Here is a 1,152-nt window from a genome sequence, read left to right as displayed (position 1 = left end):
AAGGCTCATATGTGTTAGCACACAATCTCTAAAAGATACTCTGCACCCTCGACGCTAGATTCTATTTCCTTAAAACCAAGCTTTTTCAACACAGAAGGGCTTCGAGCATTCCATGAATGAACACCAGCCCATACATTGCCTCGATATCCAGTTCTCTGTATGTGGACTAGCAATGATTTACACATTTCTGTTGCAATACCTTGCCCCCAAAGACTCGGAACTACCCAATATGCCAAAGCCAAACAGTTTTCTTTTGGGAGTAGAGTCACCTGACCAACAATTGCTGAATCTGAAGAACGACGACATGTCCAAACATAACATTTGCCAGACTCCCAACCAGAAACCATATCCAAACACCAAGCTTTAGCTTGCGTCAGTGTTTTGATTTCAGCCAATGGTAAAGAAAAAGGAAACTCTCTGGAACTAATAGACTCAAAAAATTCTGAGGCATCATTCACACAGACTGGGCTGAAAACAAACTTTGTGTTATTAAATCCTGTCGCAAGTTCTATGTTTTACTCCTTGTGTGCTAACGCGCAGTTAAGGTGTGAGAGACGCAGATCCACCCTAACCTAAAATAAACTCTGATAAATCCGTGCCTATTTGGGCACTAAAACCCCAATGCGTTTCGAATCGGCTTGAACGTCTTGTTATTCCGCAACTAAAGTCGGCTATGTTTACGCCTAATCTTCTGATATGACGAGGAATTTTCGGTATGCAGGCAAAAATCGAAGCCGAAGTATTTGGCAGCTCACTACCTTAAATCGCTTTAGCGTCACTCTTTAATTGCTGCGCCATATTAAGGTGCGCTTAAAGCGCTTTAAGGCTAGCATGGAAATGACCAATATTCGCCCTTTTCGCCGCTTTTCCACCCTATTACCCCGCCACTTTCACTCTTAGGCTACAACCACGTACATTCAGCCTGAGAGATCCGTTGCGGAAATAACGCTTTCTATACGGCTTTCAGCCGTTTTTCATACTCATATCATGCAATCTTTGTGAACGCAGTTCAATTGATAATCAATAGGTTAGTGAGATGTATTGAACATTAGATTGCAAGATGACGCATAATTTTTGAAAAGCTTACGTCGACACTCTCTCGGATGACTACAGGTAAGGCAAACTTACAATTGCAGATTGTGGTTAGACTTT

General features: G+C 42.0%; 1 protein-coding gene. It reads right to left on the bottom strand.

Annotation, left to right across the window (positions count from 1 at the left end; genetic code table 11):
- Positions 1-14: 14 nt before the first annotated feature.
- Positions 15-512 (bottom strand): GNAT family N-acetyltransferase, encoded by a 498-nt coding sequence (locus KIV40_RS26130; protein WP_285352102.1) that lies wholly within the window; start codon positions 510-512, stop codon positions 15-17.
- Positions 513-1,152 lie beyond the last annotated feature (640 nt).

The sequence above is a fragment of the Vibrio sp. D173a genome (assembly GCF_030248475.1).
The sequence above is the reverse complement of the archived record's forward strand: the minus strand, read 5'-3'. Positions and strand labels throughout refer to the sequence as shown.